The sequence below is a fragment of the Streptosporangium sp. NPDC004379 genome, from assembly GCF_042873875.1.
In the GTDB taxonomy this organism is placed as follows: Bacteria; Actinomycetota; Actinomycetes; order Streptosporangiales; family Streptosporangiaceae; genus Streptosporangium.
Map to the genome: position 1 here is coordinate 109450 of NZ_JBIAMC010000020.1, position 24692 is coordinate 134141.

Sequence of the window (24692 nt, forward strand, 5' to 3'; positions counted from 1 at the left end):
GGGCGGCCGGGACCGGGCGCTCACCCGGCGACGGGCGGCCGGCCGGGTCCGGTCATCCGGAACGGGCGGCCGCCCGCGGTGACGTCAGTTCACGCCGAGCAGGTCGACGACGAAGATGAGCGTCTCGCCCGGCTTGATGAGGGGTCCCGCGCCGCGGTTGCCGTAGCCGAGGTGGGGCGGGATGACGAGCCGGCGGCGGCCGCCGACCTTCATGCCCGCGACGCCCTGGTCCCATCCCGCGATCACCCGTCCGCCCCCCAGCGGGAACTGGAAGGTGTCGCCGTGGTTCCACGAGGCGTCGAACTCCTCGCCGGTGGAGAAGGCGACGCCGACGTAGTGCACGGTGACCATGTCACCCGGCTTGGCCTCCTGGCCGCTTCCCTCGACGAGGTCGGTGATCTGCAGCTCCGAGGGGGCCTCGCCCTCGGGGAAGTCGATCTCCGGCTTCTCCAGTGCCACGTGGTTCTCCTTATCGGTTGCGCGCCGGCCGTTCTCCGGCCGACCGGACGACTCTACGGGGTCGGGCGGACACGCGAGGGACGCAGGTGTCCCCTCCCGCTCCCGGCGTGGCGCCGCGGGAGGGAGAACCGCCCGACACATACGAGAGAGCGGTTTCCCAAACGGGTCCGGTCGAGCGTCCGTTCGCCTCCGGTCCGCTTGCAGAACAAGATCCCGGTACGGCTCCATCTCGCGGGGGGAGCGCTCCCACGGAGCGTGCCGACTGTCTTAAAAATGGCTTTGAAGTGCAAAAACATAAAGAGGAAGCGACTGGAGCGCCGAGGGCGCCGCCCCGCTTCGCACGGCTCGGTAACGGCGATCGTTATCCCCGAAGATGTTGACACGCCCTCCGTGTGCCATCAGCCTCTCTTCCTGAGAGCGCTCTCTTCATGATCACCTTGAGAACCCAGGGAGGGTTCCATGAGCACCCCACGCCGTCTGCTCGCCCCGGTGGTCGCCGCGTCCGCACTCGCCCTGAGCCTCGCCGCCTGTGGCGGCGGTGCCGCCACAGGCGGCGCGGACGCCGCCAAGCCGGGAGAGAAGATCAAGCTGACGGTCGCCCTCTTCGGCGACTTCGGCTTCAAGCCGCTGTACGAGGAGTACCGGAAGACCCACCCCGACGTGGAGATCGTCGAACGGGTGACGAAGTTCGACGACCATCACAACAACCTGGTCAAGCAGTTGGCCACCAACGCGGGCGCCGCCGACGTCGAGGCCGTCGAGGTGGGCTTCATCAGCACCTTCACCGCCCAGCCCGCCAAGTTCCACGACCTCAAGGAGTTCGGTCTGGACCGGCGGAAGAGCGACTACCTCGACTGGAAGTGGCAGCAGGGCCTGTCGAAGGACGGCTCCACGCTGCTCGGCCTCGGCACCGACGTCGGCGGCCTGGCCATGTGCTACCGCAGGGACCTGTTCGAGAAGGCCGGTCTGCCCGACGAGCGGGAGAAGGTCTCCGAGCTCTGGCCGACGTGGGACGCCTACATCGAGACCGGCAAGAAGTTCACCGAGGCCAAGGTTCCGGGCGCCAAGTTCGTCGACAGCCCGGGAGAGCTGTTCCGGGCCATGGTCAACCAGGCCCCGACCGGCTTCTACGACCAGCAGGACAACCTCATCGCGAGCGGCAACCCGGATGTGCGGAAGGCGTGGGACACCTCCGTCAAGGTCGTCCAGAACGGGCTGTCGGCCAAGCTCGCCGCCTTCTCCCCGCCGTGGAACACCGGTTTCGCCAAGGGCTCCTTCGCCACGATCATCTGCCCCGCCTGGATGACCGCCTACATCCAGGAGCAGGCCAAGGACGCCACGGGCAAGTGGGACATCGCCACGGTGCCCGGCGGCGCCGGCAACAGCGGCGGCTCGCACCTCATGGTTCCCAAGCAGAGCAAGCACCCCAAGGAGGCGGCCGAGCTGATCGACTTCCTCACCTCCAAGGAGAACCAGGCCAAGGTGTTCAAGGAGACGGGCAGCTTCCCCTCCATCCCCGCCCTCTACGACGACCCGTCGATCAAGGACTTCACCAAGCCGTTCTTCAACGACGCCCCGGTCGGCAAGATCTACTCCGAGGCCGCCAAGGCGCTCAAGCCCCAGCACCTCGGTCCGAAGGAGGCCCTGGTCCGTGCGGCCTTCGGTGACGGCATCGGCCGGGTCGAGCAGGGCAAGCAGCAGCCCGAGGAGGCCTGGAACCAGGCCCTCAAGGACGCCGAAACCGTCAAGTGACGGCGCGGCCGGCTCGGAACGACCGGGCCGGCTCCCCACCCGGCACGGGCCGGATCCCCGCATCGGCCCGCCAGGCCCCGCACCGGCGCGCCGAGTCCCGGGCCGGCGCCCCCGGCCTCGGATCGGCGTCCCGGTTCCCAGGCCCGCCGGCCCTCCGAAAAGTGATCATCCGACCTCCTGAAAGGCCCAGCCATGGCCACTCGTGCCCCGGACCGGCCGGCGGCCACGATCACGGGGCGGGCGTCCCACCGCCCGCCCCGGAGCTCCCTGCGCCACCGGCTCGACGTGAAAGTCTCGCCGTACGCCTACGTCGCTCCGTTCCTCGCCCTGTTCTGCGCGTTCGGCCTGTTCCCCCTCATCTACACCGCCTGGGTGAGCCTGCACGAGTGGACCCTGCTCTCGGACGTCCACGAGTTCATCGGCCTGGACAACTTCGCCACGCTGTTCGCTGACAGCTACTTCTGGAACGCCACCTTCAACACCCTGTCCATCGGGGTGCTGTCCACCGTCCCGCAGCTGGTCATGGCGATCTGGCTGGCGAACATGCTCAACCGTCCGCTGCGGGCGCAGACCTTCTTCCGGATCACGCTCCTGCTGCCCAACGTGACCAGCGTGGTCGCGGTCGTGGTGATCTTCAGCCAGCTGTTCGGCCGCGACTTCGGCCTGGTCAACTGGGTGCTCTCCTGGTTCGGCGCCGACGGCGTCGCCTGGAGCGAGGGCACCCTCTCCTCCCACATCGCCCTCTCCGTCATGATCATGTGGCGGTGGACGGGGTACAACGCCCTGATCTTCCTCGCCGCCATGCAGGCCGTACCGCGGGAGCTCTACGAGGCGGCGACCCTCGACGGCGCGTCGCCGTACACCCAGCTCCGGAAGATCACCATCCCGATGATCCGGCCGACGATCATCTTCGTGGTGATCGTCTCCACGATCGGGGCGATGCAGGTCATCGCCGAGCCGCTGCTGTTCGGCGCCGGCACCAACGGCGGCAACATCGTCACCGGCGGACCGGACCGGCAGTTCCAGACACTCGCGCTCTACGTGTACGAGCGCGGCTTCGTCAACTTCGACTTCGGCTACGCCTCGGCCGCCTCGTGGGTCATGTTCGCCTTCGTGGTGGTCGCCGCGGCCGTCAACTACCTGTTCATCAGCCGTTCCCGGGGAGACCTGAAATGACCCGGCCGGCGCACCGAGGACCCGGGGACGACCGGAACGGCCCGGACGGCCGGGGTGACCGGCGCGACGGGCCGAAGGAGGTGAGCGGCCGATGAGGCTGCGCTATCTGACGCTGACCGCGGTGGCGTTCTTCTCCGCGTTCCCCCTGTACTACAGCGTGGTCGTCGCCTCCCGCGACAACGCCGCGCTCGCCCAGGTGCCGCCTCCGCTGCTGCCCGGCGGCAACTTCTTCGCGAACGTGGAACGGGTCTTCGACACCGTCCCGTTCGGGCTGGCGCTGCTCAACTCGTTCGTGGTCTCGGGCTCGATCGCCGTCACCGTGATGTTCTTCTCGACGCTGGCCGGGTTCGCCTTCGCGAAGCTGCGGTTCCGGGGCAGGAACGTCATGCTGCTGATCACCGTGGGGACCATGATGGTCCCGGCCCAGCTCGGCATCATCCCGCTGTACATGCTCATGGTGAAGGTCGAGTGGACCGGCACCATGTACGCGCTGGTGGTCCCGGCGCTGGTCAACGCGTTCGGCGTGTTCTTCATGACGCAGTTCCTGCAGCGCGCGCTGCCGACGGAGCTGCTGGAGGCGGGCAGGATCGACGGCTGCACCACCTGGGGGCTGTTCCGGAACGTCGTGATCCCGGCGGCCCGGCCGGCGGCGGCCGTGCTCGGCATGCTCACGTTCATGACCGCCTGGAACGACTACTTCTGGCCGCTGGTGGTCCTGACCCCGGAGAACCCGACGGTGCAGGTGGCCCTGTCCACGCTCGCCAGCGGATACGTCAACGACTTCGTGCTCGGGCTGTCCGGGACCGCGGTGGGCACCCTTCCGCTGCTGCTGGTGTTCGCGTTGCTCGGCAAGCAGATCATCGGAGGGATCATGCAGGGGGCGGTGAAGGGGTGAGCCACCCCGGGTGAAGCGGCCGCCCGGTCCCGGGCGGCCGCCGGACGAGGACACCGGCCGCCGGACGAGGACACCGGCCGCCGGACGAGGACACCGGCCGCCGGACGAGGACACCGGCCGCCGGACGAGGACACCGGGCGCCGGACGAGGGCCTCGGGCACCGCGCCGAGGCGCCCGAGGCGTCCGACGGAAAAGAACTGCTGGGGGAGTGGCAGATGAGACGACCCACTTTGGAGGCGGTCGCCGCCCGCGCGGGAGTCTCCCGGGCGACCGTCTCCCGGGTGGTGAACGGCCAGGCCACCGTCACCCCGGACATCCGCGAGACGGTGATGCGGGCGGTGCGTGAGCTGGGCTACGTCCCCAACGGCGCGGCGCGGAACCTGGTCACCCAGCGGACCAACTCGATCGCACTGGTGGTGTCGGAGTCACCGAACCGGGTGTTCTCCGACGACCCGATGTTCTCCACGGTCATCCGGGTGGCCAGCCTGGAGCTGGAGTCCGCGGGCAGGCAGACGGTGCTGCTGCTGGCAGGGTCGCCGGAGAGCCACGCCCGGGTGGAGAACTACATCGCCGGCGGCCACGTGGACGGCGTCATGCTCGTGTCGAGCCACAGCGCCGACCCACTGCCCGGCGCGCTCACCCGGCTGCGCGTCCCGGTCGTGTCGTACGGCAGGCCCGCGGTGCCGGTCGAGATCCCCTACGCGGACGGCGAGAGCGCGGCGGGCGCCGCCACCGCCGTGCGTCACCTGCTGGAACGGGGGCGCCGCCGGATCGCGACCATCACCGGGCCGCTGGACATGGTGGCCGGCCAGGACCGCCTGGCCGGGTACCGGGACGTCCTGAGGGAGGCCGACCGCCGCTCCATCGTCGCGGTCGGCGACTTCACCCGCGAGTCGGGCGCGACGGCGACGCGGCAGCTCCTGGCGGACGACCCGGCACTGGACGCGGTGTTCGCGGCCAACGACCTGATGGCGATCGGGGCCCTGCACGCGCTGCGCCAGGCCGGCCGCCGGGTCCCCGCCGACGTCGCGGTCGTCGGCTACGACGACATAGAGGCGGCCCGCTACACCGACCCGCCGCTCACGACGGTCAGCGTCCCGCACGCCGAGCAGGCCGCCATCATGGTGCGGCTGCTGCTCACGCTGATGGAGGGGAGACCGGCCGAGCCGGTGCTCATGCCGGCCGGTCTCGTCGTCAGGAAGTCCACCTAGGGGCGGCCCGCCGGGGAGCCGACGATCCATGTGGAAAGTGACCGGCCGGCTCCCGGGAGGCCCGCGCGGAGGCGGTCAGACGGCCTTCGTGGACTCCCGCACGACGAGCTCGGTGGAGAGCACCACGGATCCCCGATCCTCCAGGCCCAGGACCATCCGGGCGAGCGTCCGTCCCATCTCCTCGGTCGGCTGCCGGACCGTGGTCAGCGGCGGCTCGGCGTAGGAGGCGGCCGGGATGTCGTCGAAGCCGACGACGGCGACGTCGCCGGGAACGGAGCGGCCGGCGTCCCGCAACGCCCGCAGCGCTCCCAGCGCCATCAGGTCGTTGGCGGCGAACACCGCGTCCAGCTCCGGGTCGTCGGCCAGCAGATGGCGCATGGCCGCCGTTCCCGACTCGCGGGTGAAGTCGCCGACCGCGACGATGGAACGGCGGTCGGAGTCGCGCAGGACGTTCCGGTAGCCGGCGAGGCGGTCGATCCCGGCGACCATGTCCTGGGGGCCCGCGATGGCCGCGATCCGGCGGCGTCCCTGCTCCAGCAGGTGCCGCACCGCGCGCTCGGCGCCGCCGGCGTTGTCCATGTCCACGTACGGCAGCTCGCCCGCCATGGTGGGACGCCCGCTGCAGACCACCGGGACGCCCCGGCGGGCGAGGATCGCCGGCAGCGGGTCGGAGCCGTGCATCGACGCCACGATCACGCCGTCCACGTGCCCGTTGGTGGCGTAGCGCTCGACCCGGCGGTAGCTGCCCTCGGTGCCGGCGAGCATCAGCACGAGTTGCTTGTCGGCCTCCTCGAACTCCATGCTGACGCCCCGGATGATCCCGCCGAAGGTCGGGTCGTCGGAGAAGACCCTGGTGGAGGGCTCGGGGAAGACCAGGGCGATCGAGTCGGCGCGCTGGGTGACCAGGCTGCGCGCCGCCTGGTTGGGGACGTAGCCCAGCTCGTCCACGGCGCGGTTGACCGCCTCGCGGATCTGCGGGGCCACCCGGGTGGAGCCGTTGATGACCCGGGAGGCGGTCGCCCGGGACACTCCGGCCCGGGCGGCCACCTTCTCCAGCGTCGGCCGTGCTCTCACAGGCCGTTCCGCCGGATGACGTCGCGATACCACAGGGCGCTGTCCTTGGGGGTGCGGCGCTGGGTGGTGTAGTCGACGTGCACGACGCCGAACCGCTTGCCGTAGCCCTCGGCCCACTCGAAATTGTCCATCAGTGACCACACCATATACCCGCGCAGGTCGGCGCCCTGCTCGATGGCGGCGTGCGCGGCGCGCAGGTGCGCGTCGAGGTAGGAGACCCGGTCGTGGTCGTGGACCGCGCCGTCCTTCACCTCGTCGTCGAAGGCCGCGCCGTTCTCGGTGATGACCAGCGGGGTGCCCGGGTAGTCGCGCGACAGCCGCACGAGAAGGTCGGTCAGGCCAGACGGCTGGATGGCCCAGCCCATCGCCGTCTTCGGCGCGTCGGCGCCGCCGAAGGCTATCCCCTCGCTGCCGGGGAAGACCGGGCTGGCGGGCTCGCCGGGGCGGGCCGCGACGGTCTGCGGGGTGTAGTAGTTCACGCCCAGCAGGTCGACGGGCCGGCTGATGATCTCCAGGTCGCCGTCCTCGACGAACGACCAGTCGGTGAAGCGGCGGGCCCGCTCGACCACGTCGGCCGGGTACTCGCCGCGCAGCACCGGGTCGAGGAAGATCCGGTTCTGCAGGCCGTCCACCAGGGAGACCGCGAGGGGGTCGTCGCCGACCACCGGCGCGAGGTTCAGCGTGATGCCGACCTTCTCCGCCCCGCCGGCCCGCAGCGCGTCGACGGCGAGCCCGTGGCCGAGCAGGAGGTGGTGGACGGCGGTGAAGCCCAGTTCGGGCTCGGAGCGGCCGGGGGCGTGGATGCCGGAGCCGTAACCGAGGAACGCCGAGCACCAGGGCTCGTTCAGGGTGGTCCAGGTCTCCACCCGGTCACCCAGCCGGGCGTGCATGATCGCGGCGTAGTCGGCGAAGTGCTCGGCGGTGTCCCTGACGGTCCAGCCGCCCCGGTCCTCCAGGCTCTGCGGCAGGTCCCAGTGGTAGAGCGTCACGATCGGGGTGATGCCGGCCTCGCGCAGTTCGTCCACCAGGCGGTCGTAGAAGTCGAGGCCGCGCGGGTTGACCGGACCGGACCCGTCGGGCTGGATGCGGGGCCAGGAGACGGAGAAGCGGTAGGCGGCCAGGTCCAGGTCGCTCATCAGGCGGACGTCGTCGCTGCGGCGGTGGTAGTGGTCACAGGCCACATCGCCGGTGTGGCCGGCGCGGACCTTGCCGGGGGTCCGGGAGAAGGTGTCCCAGATGGAGGGGCCTCTGCCGTCGTCCGCGGCCGCGCCCTCGATCTGGTAGGCGGCGGTCGCCGCCCCCCACAGGAACCCCTCGGGGAAGGTCAGCGGGCCGGTGTCGCCGGCACCTGCGGCGGACGTGGTCATCTCTAAGGCTCCATTCTGTCGGGCACGCGCGTGAGAGCGCTCTCCCGAGAATCCCGTCCCGGAGAAGGCGTGTCAAGAAAAAACCCGACGGTAACCGTACTGTCACGGAGATCGTTTTCGAGGGAAAAGGCCGACAACTCTTCCAGAGAGCGCTCTCACGGTCTCTCACGGGACCATCGGGGGCGAGCCCGCGCCACCCTCCCGGCGGCGGGTACGGCCGGACCGGCGCCCGCCGGCACCGTGCGCGGATCCCCGGGACGGCGGAACCGTCCTCTCCGGAGGTCCGCGACGCGCCGGTCCGGCGCGCACCCTCCACCGGGTACGGCGAGCACGCCGACAGGACCGTCAGCAGGCGGGAACTCCCAGTATCCCCTCCTCGATCCGCCGAGTCGAGGCCGCTCCGTCACTTCACCGGGGCCCGCCGGCCGGCGCCGTGGCCCGGTCCAGGGCAGGGTGGCGGGCCGGCCGGGCAAGAGCGCCGGGCGGACCGGGCCGGGTCGGGTCGGGGGCGTCGCGGCCTCCCGGCGGGACCGCGGCTCCGCCTCGGAGCGGGACGGCCGCCACGCCGGGGCCTCCACGGCGCTGGTCCGCTCCCTCTGCCGGCGGCGGCAGGTCGTCGCCGTGAACCGGAACGGCGAAGGGCGCGGGGGCCACGGCGCTCGCCGTGGCCCCCGCGCCCTTCGTGCTCACCAGCCCTGCCGGTACCCGTTCCGCGGATCCTCGCCGCGGCGGGGAACCACGGGTCCTAGGAGCGGCTCGGGCCGGCCGTGTCGCGGTCGGGCCGGGACGCCTGCGCGGGGACCGAGTGAGGCCCGTCCTCCGGCAGGTCCCGCCCGCCGGTGAGCCCGGTGACCGGGGAACGCCCGTCCGCCGGGTGCCCGTCCGCCGTTCCCTCGGTCTCGCGGTGTCCGGTCACGAGGTCTTCCTCCGCCGTCCGCCCGGTCATGGGGCGCTCGTCCGCCGTCCGCCCGGTCACGAGGTGTCCCTCCGCCCGCTGCTCGGCCTCGGGCCGCTCGGTCACGGGGCGCTCGTCCGCCGGCCGGTCGGCCGCGGCGCCGGGATACCGGACGCTCGGGGCGGTGGGCCGTACGGCATCCGGGTCGTAGGTGCCCGCGGACGGCGGCACCTCGACGACGACGGTGTCGGCCGGGCCGCTGGCGGCCTCGATCACGGCGTGGGCGTTGTCCAGGTGCGAGGCCGCGACGAGCACGTCGTAGCGGCCGGCGACGATCGCGCTGCGTGAGACGAAGTCCCGCTTCCCGCCGGTGAAGAGGTGGTTGACGAACCCGAACGCGGCCCCCACCACCGCGCCCCAGAGCGCGGCCCAGAGCACGAGGACGATGAACGACATCGTGGTGGAGGTGAAGAGCCCGAGGAACGCCCCCACCACGGCGCCGAACGCCAGGCCGTTGCCGGCGCCCTTCAGCGCGGCCCTGCCGTTGGTCATCCGGCCGGTGACGGTCTCCTCCAGCCGCAGGTCGCTGCCGACGATCGCCACGTGCTCGACGGGGAACCCCGCGTCGGAGAGCATGTCCACGGTCCGCTGGGCCGCCGCGTAGTTGTCGTAGCCGACCAGCACTCTCCGGTCCACGACGACGAGCCGCTCCGCCGGCTGCGTCGTGGCGGTGGGTACGTGTGTCATGTCCGCTCGCCTTCCCGCTGTGTCAGTGGGTGATCGTTCAGGCGACTACCCCGGTGCGCGGCGACGATGCGTGCGCCCGCCGTACAGGTGTGTCACCGTACGGCGGGCGCACGCGCGGGGGAGCGGGCTACCAGCTCTGGTGCAGCGGCATGCCCTCGGTGTAGCCCGAGGAGCTCTGCACGCCGATGACCGCGCGCTCGTGGAACTCCTCCAGGTCGGCGGCCCCGGCGTAGGTGCACGCCGAGCGCAGGCCCGCCACGATGGCGTCGATCTGGTCCTCGACGCTGGGCCGGGCCGGGTCGAGGTACATCCTGGAGGTGGAGATGCCCTCCTCGAACAACGCCTTGCGGGCCCGCTCGAAGGGAGAGTCCTCCGCGGTGCGCAGCTTCACCGCGCGGGCCGAGGCCATGCCGAAGTTCTCCTTGTACCTGCGGCCGTCGGCGGCCGTGCGGGTGTCGCCGGGTGACTCGTACGTGCCGGCGAACCAGGAGCCGATCATCACGTTGGACGCCCCGGCGGCCAGGGCGAGGGCCACGTCGCGCGGGTGGCGGACGCCGCCGTCGGCCCAGACGTGGCGGCCCAGGCGGCGCGCCTCGGTCGCGCACTCCAGCACGGCGGAGAACTGCGGGCGGCCCACGCCGGTCATCATCCGGGTGGTGCACATGGCGCCCGGCCCGACGCCGACCTTGAGGATGTCGGCCCCGGCCTCGACGAGGTCGCGCACCCCGCCGGCGGTGACGACGTTGCCCGCGGCGACCGGCACGTCCGGGTCGAGCGCCCGGACCGCCTTCAGCGCACTGATCATCTTCTCCTGGTGGCCGTGGGCGGTGTCCACCACCAGGCAGTCCACCCCGGCCTCCAGCAGTTCGGCGGCCTTGGCGGCCACGTCGCCGTTGACGCCGACGGCGGCGGCGACGCGCAGCCGGCCCGAGGCGTCCACGGCGGGCTTGTAGAGCGTGGCCCGCAGCGCGCCGGTGCGGGTGAGGATGCCGACCAGGCGGCCGTCGCCGTCGACGATCGGGGCGAGCCGGTGGCGGCCCTCGTGGAGCCGGTCGAACGCCTCGCGCGGGTCCAGGCCGGCGGGCAGGGTGAGCAGGCGGCCGGACGACATGACCTGCGAGAGCTGCGTGTACATGTCCACGCCGCCGCAGTCGACCTCGGTGACCACGCCGATCGGGCGGTTCTCCCGGTCGACGACGACGATCGCGTCGTGCGCCCGTTTGGGGAGCAGGTTGAGCGCCTCGCCGACGGTGTCGTGCGGGGTGAGGGTGAGCGGGGTGTCGTGGACCAGGTCGCGCCGCTTGACCCAGTCGACGACGTCGGCCACCACCTCGATGGGGATGTCCTGCGGTATCGCGGCGATGCCGCCGCGGCGGGCGACGGTCTCGGCCATGCGGCGCCCGGCGACGGCCGTCATGTTGGCCACGACGATCGGGATCGTGGTGCCGGTGCCGTCGTGGGTGGCGAGGTCGACCGAGAGGCGCGAGCCGATCGAGGAGCGCGCCGGGACCATGAAGACGTCGCTGTACGTGAGGTCGTAGGCCGGGGTCATCCCATTGAGAAACTTCACGTTCCCCCACCTTATCCGGTGAATGATGCAGCGGGAGCCCTCCCCGTTCCGGCGGTCGGGAGCGGGGAGCATCACTCCGGGCTACGGCTAGGATCCCGTTTGCGCGAATCAAGCGGGATGGCCATGGGAGGCGTTGTGATCGTCGTTGATCGGCCGGAGTCGCTGGTCGTCGGCCGTGCCGTACGGACGTCGAACGCCGAGGAGGGGGAGGGCCGGGGACGGCTGGCCGCGCTGTGGGCGCGGGTCGGGGTCCCCGGAGCGTTCGCCCACGTCCCGGGCAGGGTGGACGAGAACGTCTACGCGGTGTACACCGACTACGAGAGCGGCCACCACGGCGCCTACACGGTGATCGTCGGGGTGGCGGTACGGAGCGCCGCCGCCATGCCCGAGGGGATGGTCGCGGTGCGGGTGCCCGCCGTGCCGTGCCTGAAGCTGGAGGCGCGCGGGCAGATGCCCGAGACGCTGCGGGACGCCTGGCAGCGGCTGTGGAAGCACACCGAGTCCGGCGGCACCCCGCCCCGGGCCTTCACCACCGACCTGGAGGTCCACCGTCCCGGGGGAGTGGACCTCTACGCCGCGGTCTTCACCTCGATGGGCTGACCCGGTGACCGACCGGCCTCCCGCCGGGCCGTCCCTCAGTCGTCCTCGTCGTCGTCCTGCGGCGGGTCGGGCATCCGCCAGGCCGCCAGGAGGGACGGCAGGATGTGGTGCGTCACGATCATGGCGTACGCGAACAGGACGATCGCGGCCACCGGGACCTCGACGACCGACGCCTTCGCGCCGGTGACGGCGAGGAGGACGAGCGCGAGCACCGCGTAGAGCATGATCGTGGTGCCCCGGTGGGCGTCGGCCTGGAGCCGGCGGCGTTCGCGGGCCTGGCGCTCGTCGAGGTGCTGCCCGGCGAGGCCGATGACGCCGCGGGTGGCTCCGACGAGCGCCGCGTAGACCGTCGTGTAGATCGCTATCGCGGCTCCCCACAGGACGAAGGTGGTCCACATCGCCAGGGAGCTGGGTGCGAAGAACCAGCACACGATCGCGCTGATCCAGGCCAGCGCGACCGCGGCCGTGCCCACGGCCGCCAGGGTGCGGCGGCTGCGGCGGGTGGCATACCAGGAACGCGGCGGCCAGGAGCGGGAGTGCCTCTCCACCTGCTCGGGGGTCATCCCGCCCATCACTTCACCTCGCTGCCGAGTCGGGGGAACGGTTTCAGGGAGAAGACGATCTCCACGGGCACCTCGAAGTACGCGGCGATGCGCAGGGCCAGGTGCAGGCTGGGGCTGTACTCGCCGCGTTCGAGGTAGCCGATCGTCTGGTAGTGGACGCCCAGCGCGGCGGCCAGGTCCTTGCGCGAGACGCCGCGCTCGGCCCGCAGCACCGAGATCCTGTTGTAGACGTCTTCCGTGGCCACCACGGTAGTCTCCCAGCTCTCAGGACGCCTGGGCGGCCGGTCGCCGCTCGGCGAGCCGGGACCCCGACTCCCGCCGGGTCACCCGCCGGACCAGCCCCGGGGCCAGCAGCATCCCCGCGACCGCCCACGCGCCGAGCGCCACGGCCACCCAGGGCAGCCGCCAGTCGCCGCCGATCTCCGCGGCGAGCATGCCGTCGGGCATGAACGCCGCCCGCAGGCCGAGCCCCTGCCAGTAGAGCGGGAACGCCTGCGAGACCCACTGGACGGGCTCGGGCATGAAGGTCACCGGGAGCATGACGCCGGAGGTCACCATCAGGATCATCATCGGCAGGCCCACGACGCCCGCGGCGGTCTTCGGGTTGGGCAGCAGGCAGCCGATGGCGGCGCCCAGCGGGACCACCGCGACCGTGCCGAGCAGCAGCACCCAGGTCAGCGTCAGCCAGTCGCGGGGCAGTCCGACGCCGCCGACGACCACGCCGGTGGCCAGGATCAGCGCGCCCTGTACGACGATCTGGCAGAGGAAGGTCACCGCCCGCCCGGTGAGGTAGGCGGTGATGCCGCCGGGGAGGGTGCGCAGCCGCAGCAGCGTGCCGTCCTCCCGGTCGTTGGTCAGCGCCATCGGCAGCGCCATGAGGCCGTTGGAGAAGACGGTGAACGCCAGGAAGCCGACGGTCATGAACGTCGCCCGGGAGACGCCGGTACCCTCCACCGGACCGTCGCCGATCCACAGGATCAGCAGTGCGAAGATCCCGACCGAGCCGACCAGGTTGGTGATCAGCTCTCTGCGGTCCTTGACCAGGTGGACGTACTCCGTCCAGCCCCGCCGCAGCCCGACGCGCAGCGCCCTGGCGTTCACGCCGCCTCCCGCCCGGGGCGTCCCGGCGGTCGCGCCGCCCGGAGGGGTCGTCGTGGGTGTCGTGGCCGTTCCGGTCATGCCGCCCTCCCGATGAGGCTCAGGTAGTTCTCCTCCAGTGACGGGCGCCGGACCTGCAGGCCCGGCACCGGGCCGCCGAACCGCTCGTGCAGCTCCCACGCCGCCCGCGACGGGTCGGCCGTGGTGAGGACCCGCTCGCGGCCGTCCTCCAGCCACCGCACCTGCGACTCGGCGCGTACGGCGTCGGCCAGCTCGGCCGGGCTCCCGCACGCGACGATCTCCCCGCGGACGAGGATGGCGGTGCGGTGCGCCAGCTTCTCGGCCTCGGCGAGGTCGTGGGTGGTCAGCAGCACCGTCATGCCGTCGGCGGCGAGTCTCTCCACCAGCAGGTGGAACTCCCGGCGCGCCTCCGGGTCGAAGCCGGTCGTCGGCTCGTCCAGGAACAGCAGCTCCGGCCGGCCCACGATGCCGAGCCCCACGTCGAGGCGGCGGCGCTGGCCGCCGGACAGGCGGCTCACCCGCTGCGCCGCCTGCCCGGTGAGCCCCAGCACGGCGAGCAGTTCGTCGGGATCGCGGGGGTGGTCGTAGAACTCCCCGATGTGGGCCAGCAGCTCCCGGACGCCCCAGCGGCCGTGGTCGCTCCAGCTCTGCAGCACGATTCCGAGCCTGGCCCGCCAGGCGTCGCCGGCGCGGGCCGGGTCGGCGCCCAGCACGCTCACCTCGCCCGCCGACCGGTTCCGGAAGCCCTCCAGGATCTCGATCGTGGTGGTCTTGCCCGCGCCGTTGGGCCCGAGCAGTGTGAAGATCTCGCCGCGCCGGATGTCGAGGTCGATGCCCCGCAGCACCTCGGCCGTGCCGTACGCCATCCGCAACCCGCGGACGCTCACCGCAGTACTCATGCCATCGAATGTAGTACACCTACTACATTCGACACAATATGCATGACAAAGGGCGGCACATCCACTACGGATGCACCGCCCTCAGGCAGGGGCCGGACCGGCTCAGGCGAGCACGCCCGCGGCGCGCAGTCGTTCGGCGGCCTCCGGGTCCAGCCCCCAGCCCGACAGGTCGGAGAGGAGGGTCGCGGGGGCGAGATCGGGGGAGTCCGCACCCTCCAGCCGCGGCGCGGGCGCGGGCTGGCGGACCCCGCCGACCTCGACGAACGTGCCGCGGGCCCGGTTGTGCGGGTGCTCGGCGGCCTCGGCCGGGTCCAGGACGGGCACGACGCAGGCGTCCGACCCGGCGAACACCTCCTCCCACTCGGCCCGGGTCCGGGAGCGGAACGCCTCGGCCAGCCGCTCGCGCAGCTCCGGCCAGCGCGCCCGGTCGTCGCGGTCGGGCAGGTCGGAAAGACCCATCAGTGCGACCATCTCCGCCCAGAACTGCGGCTCCAGCGCGCCCACCGCGACGAACCCCCCGTCGGCGGTCTCGTAGGTGTCGTACATCGGCGCGCCGGTGTCGAGGAGGTTGGTGCCGCGCGGCCCCCAGAAGCCGCTCTGCACGCCCTGGTAGAACATGGCGAACAGGGTCGCGGCGCCGTCCACCATGGCCGCGTCCACCACTCGGCCCCGGCCGGTCCGCTCCCGCTCGAACAGGGCGAGCAGCACGCCGTAGGCGAGCATGAGGCCGCCGCCGGCGAAGTCGCCGAGGATGTTGATCGGCGGGGTGGGCTTGCCGCCCGCCCGGCCCAGCATGGACAGCACGCCCGCGACGGCGATGTAGTCGATGTCGTGCCCGGCGGTCGCGGCCAGCGGGCCCTCCTGGCCCCAGCCGGTCATCCGCCCGTACACCAGCCGGGGGTTGACGGCCCGCAGATCCTCGGGGCCGATGCCGAGGCGCTCGGCGACGCCCGGCCGGAAGACCTCGATGACCACGTCGGCGTGCGCGGCCAGCTCCCGGAACGCGGCCACCCCCTCGGGCGACTTCAGGTCCAGCCCGATCGTCCGCTTGCCGCGGTCCATCACGTCGCGGCGCGGCCGGTTCCCGGCCGCCGTGACCGCGGTCACCCGGTCGACCCGCAGCACCTCCGCCCCGTGGTCGGCCAGCATCATCCCGGCGAACGGTCCCGGGGCCAGGCCGGCCAGCTCCAGCACGCGGACCCCGGACAGCGGGCCGCTCCTGGTCACGCGCTCCATGCGATCTCCTCTCCGGGGCCAAGTAGAACAACATTCGGCTCCGGGTGGCAAGACGTCCGCGCCGGACCACCCGCGGCCGGTCGGTGTGGGAAACTTACGGCTTATCCGATGGGATCTAGGGGTCAGTGATGACGTATCCGGACGGTGGACGGGTGGTCGCCGGGCGCTACCGGCTGCTGAGAGAGATCGGCAGGGGCGGCATGGGCGTGGTCTGGGAGGGATACGACACCCTCCTCGACCGGCCCGTCGCGATCAAGGAGGTGCTGCTGCCGCCGAACCTCCCCCCGGACGAGCGCGAGCGCCAGCTCGCCCGCACCTCCCGTGAGGCCAGGACGGCGGCGCGGCTCAACCACCGGGGCATCGTGGCGGTCTACGACGTCGCCGAGGAGGACGGCCGTCCCTGGATCGTCATGGAGCTGGTCCGGGCCCGCGGCCTGGACCAGGCGGGCACGCTGCCGGTCCACCAGGCCGCCGGGATCGGCCGCCAGGTGCTGTCGGCGCTGCGGGCGGCCCACGAGGCGGGCATCCTGCACCGCGACGTCAAGCCCAGCAACATCCTGCTGGCCGACGACGGCCGGGCCGTGCTGACCGACTTCGGCATCGCCACCCTGGAGGGCGACGCCTCGCTGACCCAGACCGGCATGGTGACCGGTTCGCCCAGTTTCCTGCCGCCGGAACGTGCCACCGCGGGCCCCTCCGGCCCCTGGTCCGACCTGTGGTCGCTCGGCGCGACCCTCTACGCGGCGCTGCTGGGCCAGGGCCCCTTCGAGCGGCCCACGGCCATCGCCACCCTCGGGGCGCTCATCACCGAGGAGCCCGACTTCAGCCGGGTGCCGCCGGAGATGCGCGAGGTGCTCACCGGCCTGCTCCAGCGCGACCCGGCCCACCGGCTCACCGCCGAGCAGGCCGACCTGCTGCTGGCCGAGGCGAGCGGCGCCGCGCCCGCGGGGCCGCGCCGCGACGCGACGGGGCCCCGCCGTGCCGACCGGCACCGTACGGCGGAGACCCCCGCGTTCTCCGGGGCCCCCGGAGTCACCGGCTCCACCGGGACCACCGGGACCTCCCGGTCCTCCAGATCCACCGGGTCCCACGCCCCTGCCCGGGAGCGGTGGCACGCCGGGCGGATCGCGCTGATCGCGGCGGCCGTGGCCGTCCTCGGCGGAGGCGGCGCCGCGGCCCTGGCGATGAGCGGGAACGGCGAGCCCGACCCCTCCGCGGCGCCTCCGGTCACGCAGACCGCCACCGTGGGACCGGCCGGCACCGGCACGCCCGGCGACACGGCGACGCCGAGCGCCTCGCCCTCGCCCAGCCCCACCCCCACCAAGCCCAGGAAGCCCGCCCAGCAGCTGCGGCTCTGGCAGGCCAAAGCCCCGGACAACTGGACGATCCGCTACCCGGCCGGCTGGCGGGGCGACTGGGCCGCCGAGACGAACTACACCCAGTGGCTCAGCCCCGACGGCCAGGCCCACCTCGGGGTCGAGGTGCTCCCCGAGAACGCCGGGAACCTGGACTCGCTCCAGGAGACCGTCCGGGACGACACCGCCCAGTGGAGCGAGATCCTCACCGAGAAGACGGCGAACATCCCGCTCGCCTACGGCTCCGGGCTCGACTGGACGTTCACCTGGAAGACGGACCAGATCGGGGGCGCGCCGTGGGCCAAGCCGGGCGTGACCTACCGCGAGACGCGCCGGTTCGTCGGCGTCGGAGATACGGTCTTCGTGCTGAGCTGGACGGCCGCCGAGGGATGGAACGGACGCCCCGGGCTCATGGAGAAGATTTTCGCGAGCTTCCACCCGCGGGGAGGCGAATGAGATGACCGGTGAGGCCCCCTGGCGGGTGCTGGCACTGCCTCCGCTGCCCGCGGAGGCGCTGCGCGGCCTGCTCGGCCCGCTCGGCGGCCGGGTGGAGGTGTCGGTCCCGGAGAGCCGTGACCGCGCCGGGCTGCTCGCCGCGCTGGCCGGCGCCGAGATCGTGGTCGGCGACTGGAGCGGCGGGCTCGCGCTCGACGCCGAGGCCGTCCGCGCCGCCCCGCGGCTGGCGTTCGTGCAGCAGCCCTCGGTGGGCGTGGACGGCCACGACCTCGCCGCGCTGGCCGCCGCCGGCGTTCCGCTGGCCAACACCGCCGGGGTGAGCGCCGTCGCGGTGGCCGAATGGTGCCTCGCCGCCGCGCTCTCGCTGTCGCGGCGGCTGCCCGAGGCCGACGCCGCGGTCCGCGCCGGCGGCTGGCCGCAGCTCGACCTCGGCCCCAGGGAGCTGTACGGCTCGCGCGTCGGGATCGTCGGTTTCGGCCCGATCGGCCGGGAGTGCGGGCGGATGTTCGCCGCGCACGGCTGCGAGGTGTCCTACTGGACCCGGCGGCCCCGCGAGACCCCCTACGCCCACCGGCCGCTGCCGGAGCTGGTCGCCTCCTCCGACGTGCTGGTGGTGGTGATCGCGCTGACCGAGGAGACCCGGGGGCTGGTCGACCCGCTGCGGATGCCCGCCGGGTCGCTGCTGGTCAACGCGGCCCGCGGGGGAGTGGTCGACGGGACGGCCCTGCTTTCCGCCCTCTCCTCCGGGCACCTGGGCGGAGCCGCGCTCGACGTGTTCGAGACCGAGCCGCTCCCCGCGGACGACCCGCTGCGCGGCCACCCCCGGGTGCTGCTGTCGCCGCACGTGGCGGGGGTGACCGCGCAGGCCACCGGGCGGCTGGTCCGGCGGGTCCTGGACAACCTCGGCGCCGCCCTCGACGGTCGCCCCGTGACCGATGTGGTCAATGAGGCGGGGGTGGTCGTCCGCCGCCGGACGGGGCGGGCGTAGAGTTTCCGCGCGTTTAACGTGTCCCGTCTGGCTCCGACGACATGCGAGATATACCGTGCTAGAGGCGATCTTCCTATGAGTGCTCCGGGGGTGAATGTCCTGTGGAACAGATGACGGAGATGGCGGCGCACCGCCGGGCCGTCGAACAGATCAGGCAGGCCTACGCCGAGATTCCCGAGGACGCGGCGCCCCGGCTGGCCAAGGCCACGACCAACCTGTTCCGCTTCCGCGACTCCTCCCGCGGCGCCAGGCTGTCGGCCCGCGACCTCGACAAGGTCATCGAGGTCGACCCGGTGGCCATGACGGCCGAGGTGCAGGGCATGACCACCTACGAGCATCTGGTGGACGCCACCCTCCCGCACGGGCTCATGCCGTACGTCGTGCCGCAGCTGAAGACGATCACGCTGGGCGGTGCGGTGACCGGGCTCGGCATCGAGTCCACCAGCTTCCGCGACGGACTGCCGCACGAGTCGGTGGAGGAACTGGAGATCCTCACCGGCGACGGCCGGGTCGTCGTGGCGCGCGACGACAACGAGCACCGGGACCTGTTCCGGGCCTTCCCCAACTCCTACGGCACCCTCGGGTACGCCCTCCGGATCCGGATCAGGCTCAAGCCCGTCCAGCCGTACGTCCGGCTCACCCACATCCCCTTCACCGACGCCGACAAGTGCATGGCCGCGATGCGGGAGATCTGCGAGAGCGGCGAGCACGAGGGCGAGCGGGCCGACTTCGTGGACGGCACCTACTTCGGGCCGGACGAGCTCTACATCACCGTCGGGCAGTTCGCGGAGAAGGCACCGTACCTGTCCGACTACACCGGGATGCGCATCTACTACCGGTCGATCCAGACCCGGACGCGCGACTGGCTGACCGTCCGCGACTACCTGTGGCGCTGGGACACCGACTGGTTCTGGTGCTCGCGCGCCTTCGGCGTGCAGGGCGCCCTGGTCCGCTCGATGATGCCCCGCAAGTGGATGCGCTCCGACGTCTACCGCAGGCTCGTCGGCCTGGACCGCAGGTACGGCGTGACCGCCCGGGTGGACCGCTGGCGCGGCCGGCCCGTGCAGGAGTCGGTCATCCAGGACATCGAGGTGCCCGTCGAGCGCGGCGCGGAGTTCCTGGAGTTCTTCCACGACAAGGTCGGCATGACCCCGGTGTGGATGTGCCCGCTGAAGTCGTCGGGACGGTGGCCCCTCTACCCGCTGGAGCCCGGCCGCCTCTACGTCAACTTCGGGTTCTGGGGAACGGTCCCGCTGCCCCGCGGCCAGTTCGACGGCTACCACAACCGCATGATCGAGAACGAGGTCCACAGGCTCGACGGCCACAAGTCCCTGTACTCCACCTCGTTCTACGAACGGGACGAGTTCTGGAAGTTTTATAACGGTCCGGTCTACTGGCCGGTGAAGCGGGCATACGACGCCACCGGCCGGTTGCTCGACCTCTACGACAAGTGTGTTCGGGGGCGTTAGGAGTTGATTCTGTGAAACTCGCAGAGATCTTCGAAAAGGTCGTCGGGCCCGAGGCGAACGTCCGCCTCACCGCCTACGACGGCAGCAAGGCCGGCCCCGCCAGCGCGGACCTCGCCATCGACATCAGGTCCCCCATCGCCGTCGCCTACCTGGCGCAGGCCCCCGGCGAGCTCGGTCTCGCGCGGGCCTACGTGTCGGGTCATCTCGACGTGCACGGGGACATGTACACGCTGCTGTCGAGGATGTGGTCGATCACGCTCGACGACATCCCGGCGAGCGAGAAGGTCGCGGCCGTCCGCGCCCTGGGCCTCAAGCCCCTGCTGATGCGCGTGCCCCCACCCCCGCAGGAGGTGCGCCGCAGCATGCTGGCCAGGCTGGGCAGCAGGCACGCCAAGGAGCGCGACGCCCAGGCGATCCACCACCACTACGACGTCTCCAACACCTTCTACGAGTGGGTGCTCGGCCCCTCCATGGCCTACACCTGCGCGACCTTCCCCCGGGAGGACGCCACACTCGAGGAGGCGCAGTTCACCAAGTTCGACCTCGTCGCCCGCAAGCTGGGCCTCAAGCCCGGGATGCGGCTGCTGGACGTCGGCTGCGGCTGGGGCGGCATGGTCATGCACGCCGCCCGTGAGTACGGCGTCAAGGTGCTGGGCGTCACCCTCTCGCGCCAGCAGGCCGAGTGGGCGCAGAAGGCGATCGCCGAGGCCGGGCTGGAGGAGCTGGCCGAAGTCCGCCACATGGACTACCGCGACGTCACCGAGAGCGGCTTCGACGCGGTCAGCTCCATCGGCCTCACCGAGCACATCGGCAAGGACCAGCTGGCGAACTACTTCCGCTTCCTGTACGGCAAGCTCGTCCCCGGCGGCCGGCTCCTCAACCACTGCATCACCCGGCCCACCGGCAAGGAGAAGACGTTCAACGGGGGCGGGTTCATCAACCGCTACGTCTTCCCCGACGGCGAGCTGGAGTCGGTCGGCCACCTCGTCCGCGAGATGGAGGACACCGGCTTCGAGATCCGCCACGAGGAGAACCTGCGCGAGCACTACGCCAGGACCCTCCGCCACTGGTGCGACAACCTCGACGAGCACTGGGACGAGGCGGTCGCCGAGGTCGGCCGGGGCACGGCCCGGGTCTGGCGGCTCTACATGGCCGGCTGCATCGTCGGCTTCGAACGCAACAAGGTCCAGCTCCACCAGGTGCTCGGCGTGAAACTCGACTCGCGGGGCGACTCCCGCGTGCCGCTGCGCCCCGCCCTCGACTGGCCCTGATCCACCCGGTACGGCCCGCCCGGTGAGACCGGGTGGGCCGTACCGGGGGTCGCCGGGCCGGGCTCAGCGCAGCTCGCGCTTGAGGATCTTCCCGGTGGCGGTCATCGGCAGGGACTCGCGGAACTCGATGATCCGCGGATACTTGTAGGCCGCCATGTTCTCCCTGCACCACTCCGACAGTTCCTGCTCGGTGACCGTCGCGTCCGGCGTGCGGATGACGTACGCCTTGACCTCCTCGCCGTGCGACTCGTGCGGCACCCCGACCACGGCGGTGAGGGAGACCCCCGGGTGCGTCATCAGCACCTCCTCCAGCTCGCGCGGGTAGACGTTGAAACCACCCCGGATGATCATGTCCTTGACGCGGTCGATGATCGAGTAGTAGCCGTCGGAGTCGCGGACGGCGATGTCCCCGGTGCGGAACCAGCCGTCCCGCATCGCGTCGGCGGTCGCCTCGGGCCGGTTGTAGTAGCCCTTCATCACGTTGTGGCCGCGGATCGCGATCTCCCCGGGGCCCTCGCCCTCGACCGTCTTCCAGTCGGCGTCGATCAGCTTCATCTCCACGCCCCAGATCGGAGTGCCGATCGTGCCGGGCTTGGTCGGCCGGCCCGGCTGGTTGAAGCAGGCCACCGGGGAGGTCTCCGACAGGCCGTACCCCTCCAGGATGCCGATGCCGAACGTGGCCTCGAAGTCCCTGAGAACCTCGGCAGGGGAGGCCGAACCACCCGCGACCGCCGCCCGGAGCGTGGTCGGCACCTCGTCGCCGTCGGCGTGGACCTTCGTCAGCATGGCCCAGTACATCGTCGGCACGCCCGCGAACAGGGTGACCTTCTCCTCGCGCATCAGCGTCAGCGCCTCACCCGGATCGAAGCGCGGCATGAGCACGACGGTGCCGCGGCGCCGGAACCCGAGGTTCATCACGACGGTCTGGCCGAAGGAGTGGAACAGCGGCAGCGCCGCCAGGAACGCGTCGCCGTCGTCGCCCCGGGGGAACATCTCGTCCGACACCATGGCGTTGAGCACCATGTTCTGGTGGCTGAGCTCGGCGCCCTTCGGCTGGCCGGTCGTGCCGCTGGTGTAGAGGATCACCGCGGTGTCGTCCGGCGCGGTCTGCACGGTCTCGAACTCGCCGGACACGCCGTCCAGCGCCGCCCACAGGGTCTCGCCGTGCTCGGACTCGGTGGCGAACGCGGTCGCCGGCAGCACGAAGAAGTGCTCGGTCCCCGCCGCCCCCTCGAACCCCTCCCGGCCGCGCGCGCCCAGCGGCAGCTCCGGGGTGCCCTCGAAGCAGAACAGCGCCTTGGCCTCGGAGTCCTCCAGGTGGTAGGTGATCTCCCTCGTCTGCAGAAGCACGTTGAGCGGCACGACCACGGCGCCGGCCTTGAGGATCCCGTAGTACACGAACGGGAAGTAGGGCAGGTTCGGGCAGGCCAGCGCGACCTTGTCGCCCTTGCCGATCCCGCGGGAGACCAGCAGGTTGGCGACCTGGTTGGCGATGGTGTCGACCAGGGAGTAGGGGAGCCGCAGATCACCGAAGACCAGGGCGGTGCGATCGGGCTGCTGCCGGGCGCTGTCCTCCAGCACGATCGACAGGTTGAGCATGGGCGTCCTCCTCCGGACAGGCTTCTGACGAGCCCATACTCGCAGTCTGAGATACCTGCCGGTAGGTAAGCCAGGTCACAAATTGACGGGTAATCGACGGAGGAGTATGCAGATGTGAGCCCGCTCACGGGGGAGGCGAGCCGACACCGTCCGTATGTCGAAGGGTGCTGGCGCATGGTGTACGACTACGTGATCGTGGGAGCCGGGTCCGCCGGCTGCGTGCTGGCCGGCCGTCTCTCCGCCGACCCGGCGGTGACCGTGGCGCTCCTGGAGGCCGGCGGCCGGGACGACGCCTTCGAGGTCCGGGTGCCGGTCGCCTTCCCCAAGCTCTTCAAGACCCCCCGCGACTGGGACTTCTCCACCGTCGGGCAGCCGGGCATGTCCGGCAGGCGGCTGTACTGGCCGCGCGGCCGGATGCTCGGCGGCTCCTCCTCGATGAACGCCCAGATGTGGGTGCGCGGCCACCGGGCCGACTACGACGGATGGGACGTGCCCGGCTGGTCCTACGACGAGGTCCTGCCGTACTTCCGGCGGGCCGAGCGCCGCGTCGGCTCCAACCACGGCGACGTGTACGGCACCGGCGGCCCGATCGCCGTCTCCGAGTTGCGCAGCCCCAACCCGGCCACCGCGGCTTTCCTGCGGGCCTGCGAGGAGACGGGGATCGCGCGCCTGCCGGAGCTGAACGGCCCCTCCAACGAGGGCTGCTGCCCCACCCCCGTCACACAGGACCGCGGCCGGCGCTGCAGCGCCGCCGACGCCTACCTCAGACCCGCCGCGAAACGCCCCAACCTCACGATCATGACCGCCGCCCCCGCCCGCCGCATCCTCATCGAGGACGGCCGCGCCGTCGGCGTCGAGTACGGCGACGGCGCGGTGGTGCGGGCCCGCCGGGAGGTGATCCTGTCGGCCGGGGCGATCGGCTCGCCCCACCTGCTCATGCTCTCCGGGGTGGGCGCGGCCGACGAACTGTCCGCCCAGGGGATCGAACCGGTCCGCGACCTGCCCCAGGTCGGCCGCAACCTCCAGGACCACCTGGCGGCGGCGATCATCCTGCACTGCCCCGAGCCGATCACGCTGGCCGGAGCCGAGACGACCGGCAACCTGCTGCGCTTCCTGCTCGCCCGCCGGGGCATGCTCACCTCCAACGTCGGCGAGGCCGTCGCCTTCATCCGGACCGCACCCGACGAGCCCGCCCCGGACATCGAGCTGGTCTTCGCGCCCGTCCCCTTCGTCGACCACGGCCTGACCCGCCCCAAGGGGCACGGGCTGACCATCGGCGCGGTCCTGCTGCACCCGGAGAGCCGGGGGCGGATCCGCCTCGACGGTCGTGACGTGGTGATCGACCCCGCCTACCTGTCGGCCCCGGCCGACGTCGGACGGCTGGTGGCCGGGCTGCGGGCCGCCAAGGGGCTGTTCGCCACCGTGGCGCTCAAGCCGTACGCCGGGCCGCCGATGGACCCCTACTGGGGCGCCGAGACCGACGAGGAACTCGCCCGCTGGGTCCGCGAACGCGGCGAGACCCTCTACCACCCGGTGGGAACCTGCCGGATGGGAGCCGACGACGAGTCGGTGGTGGACCCCTCACTCCGGGTCCGCGGCGTGGCGGGCCTCCGGGTCGCCGACGCCTCGGTCATGCCGGCCATCAACCGGGGGCACACCCACGCCCCCACCGTCATGATCGCCGAACGGGCCGCCGACCTGATCGCCGCCGCCTGAGCCTTTCCCCGCCGGACGCTCGGGCGGGTCCCCGCAGTCGGCGCCGGGGCTTTTCGCGTCTCGGGGGTGCTTCCCCGGGCTCGGGCGGGTCCACGCCCGCCGGGTCGGGCGGTGGTTCGCGCTGCGGTGGGTGGGTGTTCCGGCCGGCGCTGTGGTTGCCGTCTGGTTTCGACCGGCCTCCGGCCTGGTCCCGGGCGCGACGGTTTCTGGCGTTTTGAAGCCGGCCGGAACACCCACCCACCTCCGCGCCAAGTCCGCGTCGTCCGTACGGATGA

At 72.0% G+C, this 24692-nt stretch carries 21 protein-coding genes; 10 read left to right on the top strand and 11 right to left on the bottom strand.

Annotated elements, in window-relative coordinates:
* Nucleotides 1–84: 84 nt before the first annotated feature.
* On the bottom strand, nucleotides 85–459 hold the full coding sequence (locus ACFYSC_RS32095; protein WP_362937662.1) for an FKBP-type peptidyl-prolyl cis-trans isomerase: 375 nt from the start codon (nucleotides 457–459) through the stop codon (nucleotides 85–87).
* 459 nt (nucleotides 460–918) lie between these two features.
* Between ACFYSC_RS32095 and ACFYSC_RS32100 the strand changes: the two genes are divergently transcribed.
* The 4 genes from ACFYSC_RS32100 (at nucleotide 919) to ACFYSC_RS32115 (ending at nucleotide 5493) form a co-directional block, all read left to right on the top strand.
* Nucleotides 919–2211: an extracellular solute-binding protein gene (locus tag ACFYSC_RS32100; RefSeq protein ID WP_389969077.1), complete on the top strand. Its 1293-nt coding sequence runs from the start codon at nucleotides 919–921 to the stop codon at nucleotides 2209–2211.
* Between the two features lie 192 nt (nucleotides 2212–2403).
* Nucleotides 2404–3387 (top strand): carbohydrate ABC transporter permease, encoded by a 984-nt coding sequence (locus ACFYSC_RS32105; protein WP_389969079.1) that lies wholly within the window; start codon nucleotides 2404–2406, stop codon nucleotides 3385–3387.
* A gap of 91 nt (nucleotides 3388–3478) precedes the next feature.
* On the top strand, nucleotides 3479–4282 hold the full coding sequence (locus ACFYSC_RS32110; protein WP_362937670.1) for a carbohydrate ABC transporter permease: 804 nt from the start codon (nucleotides 3479–3481) through the stop codon (nucleotides 4280–4282).
* A gap of 215 nt (nucleotides 4283–4497) precedes the next feature.
* Nucleotides 4498–5493 carry a LacI family DNA-binding transcriptional regulator gene (locus tag ACFYSC_RS32115; RefSeq protein ID WP_389969081.1) on the top strand — a complete coding sequence of 332 codons (996 nt, stop codon included), beginning with the start codon at nucleotides 4498–4500 and terminating at the stop codon, nucleotides 5491–5493.
* Nucleotides 5494–5568: 75 nt separating this feature from the next.
* Here ACFYSC_RS32115 and ACFYSC_RS32120 read toward each other — a convergent pair whose 3' ends face one another.
* The 4 genes from ACFYSC_RS32120 to ACFYSC_RS32135 all read right to left on the bottom strand — a co-directional run bounded on the left by ACFYSC_RS32120 (nucleotide 5569) and on the right by ACFYSC_RS32135 (nucleotide 11146).
* Complete coding sequence (locus tag ACFYSC_RS32120; RefSeq protein WP_389969083.1) at nucleotides 5569–6567, bottom strand: LacI family DNA-binding transcriptional regulator; 999 nt, start codon at nucleotides 6565–6567, stop codon at nucleotides 5569–5571.
* Nucleotides 6564–7934, bottom strand: coding sequence for a GH1 family beta-glucosidase (locus ACFYSC_RS32125; RefSeq protein WP_389969085.1), 1371 nt, complete (start codon nucleotides 7932–7934; stop codon nucleotides 6564–6566). Before ACFYSC_RS32125 ends, ACFYSC_RS32120 begins: the two co-directional genes overlap by 4 nt.
* 745 nt (nucleotides 7935–8679) lie before the next feature.
* A complete protein-coding gene (locus tag ACFYSC_RS32130) occupies nucleotides 8680–9576 on the bottom strand; it encodes a general stress protein (protein WP_389969087.1) in 897 nt (298 codons plus the stop codon).
* Nucleotides 9577–9703: 127 nt separating this feature from the next.
* Entirely contained in the window at nucleotides 9704–11146 is a 1443-nt protein-coding gene (locus ACFYSC_RS32135; protein ID WP_389969089.1) for a GuaB1 family IMP dehydrogenase-related protein, read from the bottom strand.
* A 135-nt stretch (nucleotides 11147–11281) separates the two neighbouring features.
* Here ACFYSC_RS32135 and ACFYSC_RS32140 point away from each other — a divergent pair, with 135 nt between their 5' ends.
* A complete protein-coding gene (locus tag ACFYSC_RS32140; RefSeq protein WP_389969091.1) occupies nucleotides 11282–11746 on the top strand; it encodes a GyrI-like domain-containing protein in 465 nt (154 codons plus the stop codon).
* 35 nt (nucleotides 11747–11781) lie between these two features.
* On the opposite strand, the gene ACFYSC_RS32145 is transcribed toward ACFYSC_RS32140, so the two are convergent.
* The 5 genes from ACFYSC_RS32145 to ACFYSC_RS32165 all read right to left on the bottom strand — a co-directional run bounded on the left by ACFYSC_RS32145 (nucleotide 11782) and on the right by ACFYSC_RS32165 (nucleotide 15563).
* The gene (locus tag ACFYSC_RS32145) at nucleotides 11782–12318 is read right to left on the bottom strand and encodes a hypothetical protein (RefSeq protein ID WP_389969093.1); all 537 of its coding nucleotides are present in this window, start codon (nucleotides 12316–12318) and stop codon (nucleotides 11782–11784) included.
* Nucleotides 12318–12557, bottom strand: coding sequence for a helix-turn-helix transcriptional regulator (locus ACFYSC_RS32150; RefSeq protein WP_389969095.1), 240 nt, complete (start codon nucleotides 12555–12557; stop codon nucleotides 12318–12320). Before ACFYSC_RS32150 ends, ACFYSC_RS32145 begins: the two co-directional genes overlap by 1 nt.
* Nucleotides 12558–12573: 16 nt before the next feature.
* Entirely contained in the window at nucleotides 12574–13488 is a 915-nt protein-coding gene (locus tag ACFYSC_RS32155; RefSeq protein WP_389969097.1) for an ABC transporter permease, read from the bottom strand.
* Nucleotides 13485–14327, bottom strand: a complete 843-nt coding sequence (locus ACFYSC_RS32160) for an ABC transporter ATP-binding protein (protein WP_389969099.1) — start codon at nucleotides 14325–14327, stop codon at nucleotides 13485–13487. The genes ACFYSC_RS32155 and ACFYSC_RS32160 overlap by 4 nt, the downstream gene beginning before the upstream one ends.
* A 102-nt stretch (nucleotides 14328–14429) precedes the next feature.
* Entirely contained in the window at nucleotides 14430–15563 is a 1134-nt protein-coding gene (locus ACFYSC_RS32165) for a CaiB/BaiF CoA transferase family protein (protein ID WP_389969101.1), read from the bottom strand.
* 128 nt (nucleotides 15564–15691) lie between these two features.
* On the opposite strand from ACFYSC_RS32165, the gene ACFYSC_RS32170 reads away from it, so the two are divergent.
* The 4 genes from ACFYSC_RS32170 to ACFYSC_RS32185 all read left to right on the top strand — a co-directional run bounded on the left by ACFYSC_RS32170 (nucleotide 15692) and on the right by ACFYSC_RS32185 (nucleotide 21102).
* On the top strand, nucleotides 15692–17374 hold the full coding sequence (locus ACFYSC_RS32170; protein ID WP_389969103.1) for a serine/threonine-protein kinase: 1683 nt from the start codon (nucleotides 15692–15694) through the stop codon (nucleotides 17372–17374).
* A 1-nt stretch (nucleotide 17375) separates the two neighbouring features.
* The gene (locus tag ACFYSC_RS32175; RefSeq protein WP_389969105.1) at nucleotides 17376–18362 is read left to right on the top strand and encodes an NAD(P)-dependent oxidoreductase; all 987 of its coding nucleotides are present in this window, start codon (nucleotides 17376–17378) and stop codon (nucleotides 18360–18362) included.
* Nucleotides 18363–18472: 110 nt separating this feature from the next.
* Nucleotides 18473–19831, top strand: coding sequence for an FAD-binding oxidoreductase (locus ACFYSC_RS32180; protein WP_389969121.1), 1359 nt, complete (start codon nucleotides 18473–18475; stop codon nucleotides 19829–19831).
* Nucleotides 19832–19842: 11 nt separating this feature from the next.
* Nucleotides 19843–21102: a cyclopropane-fatty-acyl-phospholipid synthase family protein gene (locus tag ACFYSC_RS32185; RefSeq protein WP_362937712.1), complete on the top strand. Its 1260-nt coding sequence runs from the start codon at nucleotides 19843–19845 to the stop codon at nucleotides 21100–21102.
* A gap of 63 nt (nucleotides 21103–21165) precedes the next feature.
* On the opposite strand, the gene ACFYSC_RS32190 is transcribed toward ACFYSC_RS32185, so the two are convergent.
* A complete protein-coding gene (locus ACFYSC_RS32190) occupies nucleotides 21166–22701 on the bottom strand; it encodes a long-chain fatty acid--CoA ligase (RefSeq protein ID WP_389969107.1) in 1536 nt (511 codons plus the stop codon).
* A 174-nt stretch (nucleotides 22702–22875) separates the two neighbouring features.
* Here ACFYSC_RS32190 and ACFYSC_RS32195 point away from each other — a divergent pair, with 174 nt between their 5' ends.
* Complete coding sequence (locus ACFYSC_RS32195) at nucleotides 22876–24417, top strand: GMC family oxidoreductase (protein ID WP_389969109.1); 1542 nt, start codon at nucleotides 22876–22878, stop codon at nucleotides 24415–24417.
* Nucleotides 24418–24692: the final 275 nt, after the last annotated feature.

Bases quoted from the DNA above. Each gene is read 5' to 3' on its own strand.
- ACFYSC_RS32100 (WP_389969077.1), top strand. From the start codon at position 919: ATGAGCACCCCACGCCGTCTGCTCGCCCCGGTGGTCGCCGCGTCCGCA.
- ACFYSC_RS32105 (WP_389969079.1), top strand. From the start codon at position 2,404: ATGGCCACTCGTGCCCCGGACCGGCCGGCGGCCACGATCACGGGGCGG.
- ACFYSC_RS32110 (WP_362937670.1), top strand. From the start codon at position 3,479: ATGAGGCTGCGCTATCTGACGCTGACCGCGGTGGCGTTCTTCTCCGCG.
- ACFYSC_RS32115 (WP_389969081.1), top strand. From the start codon at position 4,498: ATGAGACGACCCACTTTGGAGGCGGTCGCCGCCCGCGCGGGAGTCTCC.
- ACFYSC_RS32125 (WP_389969085.1), bottom strand. From the start codon at position 7,934: ATGACCACGTCCGCCGCAGGTGCCGGCGACACCGGCCCGCTGACCTTC.
- ACFYSC_RS32130 (WP_389969087.1), bottom strand. From the start codon at position 9,576: ATGACACACGTACCCACCGCCACGACGCAGCCGGCGGAGCGGCTCGTC.
- ACFYSC_RS32145 (WP_389969093.1), bottom strand. From the start codon at position 12,318: ATGGGCGGGATGACCCCCGAGCAGGTGGAGAGGCACTCCCGCTCCTGG.
- ACFYSC_RS32155 (WP_389969097.1), bottom strand. From the start codon at position 13,488: ATGACCGGAACGGCCACGACACCCACGACGACCCCTCCGGGCGGCGCG.
- ACFYSC_RS32160 (WP_389969099.1), bottom strand. From the start codon at position 14,327: ATGAGTACTGCGGTGAGCGTCCGCGGGTTGCGGATGGCGTACGGCACG.
- ACFYSC_RS32165 (WP_389969101.1), bottom strand. From the start codon at position 15,563: ATGGAGCGCGTGACCAGGAGCGGCCCGCTGTCCGGGGTCCGCGTGCTG.
- ACFYSC_RS32170 (WP_389969103.1), top strand. From the start codon at position 15,692: ATGACGTATCCGGACGGTGGACGGGTGGTCGCCGGGCGCTACCGGCTG.
- ACFYSC_RS32175 (WP_389969105.1), top strand. From the start codon at position 17,376: ATGACCGGTGAGGCCCCCTGGCGGGTGCTGGCACTGCCTCCGCTGCCC.
- ACFYSC_RS32180 (WP_389969121.1), top strand. From the start codon at position 18,473: ATGACGGAGATGGCGGCGCACCGCCGGGCCGTCGAACAGATCAGGCAG.
- ACFYSC_RS32190 (WP_389969107.1), bottom strand. From the start codon at position 22,701: ATGCTCAACCTGTCGATCGTGCTGGAGGACAGCGCCCGGCAGCAGCCC.
- ACFYSC_RS32195 (WP_389969109.1), top strand. From the start codon at position 22,876: ATGGTGTACGACTACGTGATCGTGGGAGCCGGGTCCGCCGGCTGCGTG.